Source organism: Streptacidiphilus sp. MAP12-16 (assembly GCF_041262165.1).
Lineage (GTDB): Bacteria > Actinomycetota > Actinomycetes > Streptomycetales > Streptomycetaceae > Streptacidiphilus.
This window is the reverse complement of the sequence record NZ_JBGCBY010000084.1, coordinates 1-1,220: the sequence shown is the minus strand read 5'-3', so window position 1 is coordinate 1,220 and position 1,220 is coordinate 1. Positions and strand designations below refer to the sequence as shown.

Below are 1,220 nucleotides of genomic sequence, written 5' to 3'. Positions count from 1 at the left end.
GACATCACGCTGGCCGCATTGCCCGTGCCCAGGAAACCCTCGGAACCCTCCGGCGCACTGAGGATCAACGGCAGATAATCCTGCCCATTGGTACCCGCAAACACCCCCGTACGGCTGCCACGCACCGACAACGGATCGATACCCGCCCGCTCGAAAACCTCCCACGACGTCTCCAACAACAACCGCTGCTGCGGATCCATCGCCAACGCCTCACGCGGACTGATCCCGAAAAACCCAGGATCAAACTCCGCCACCCCCGACAAAAACCCACCCTCACGCACATACGTCGTATCAGCATGCTCAGGATCCGGGTGATACAACGAACCAACATCCCACCCACGATCCGCCGGAAAATCAACGATCGCATCCCCACCCGCAACCAGGAACCGCCACAACTCCTCCGGCGACCCCACACCACCCGGGAACCGACAACTCATCCCGACAATCGCAACCGGCTCATCATCCACCCCCCGCACCACATCCACCGGCACGGCAAGCCCAGGCACCGAACCCAACACCTCGCTGCACAAAAACTCCGCCAACACCGCAGCATTCGGATAATCGAACACCAACGTCGCCGGCAAACGCAGACCCGTCACCGCCGCCAACACATTCCGCAACTCAACCGCAGTCAGCGAATCAAAACCCAACTCCCGAAACGCCCGCGTCGGCTCAACCGCATCCACCCCCGCATGCCCCAACACCGCCGCAACCTGCGCCCGCACCACATCCAACGCCAGCCGACCACGCTCACCCTCAACCGCACCAACCAACAACCGCTGAAACGCCGAAACATCCGACCCCCCAGCCCCGCCCTCATCCCCCACCGACACAACCGACACAACCGGCCGCGCCTCAGCCAACTCAGCAAACAACAAACTCGACCGCAACGCCGTGAACTGCGGAGCGAAACGCTCCCACACCACATCCGCCACCACCGACACAGCCTCGCCACGATCCAACACCTGCTGCAACGCCACAACAGCCAACTCCGGCACCAACCCCGGCACACCACCACGCGCCAACCGCTCAGCAACCACCCCGTCCACAGCCATACCACCCTCGGCCCACGGACCCCACGCCACCGACGACCCCACCAGACCATCAGCACGACGCTGCTCAACCAACGCATCCAAAAACGCATTCGCCGCCGCATAATTACCCTGACCCGCACTACCCAACGTCCCCGCCAACGACGAGAACAACACAAACGCAGAAAG

1 protein-coding gene is annotated in these 1,220 nt (G+C 62.7%); it reads right to left on the bottom strand.

The genetic code is table 11. The features are described 5' to 3' along the window. The coding region (locus ABIA33_RS38050; protein WP_370088824.1) for a beta-ketoacyl synthase N-terminal-like domain-containing protein at positions 1-1,220 on the bottom strand (1,220 nt) is incomplete at both ends.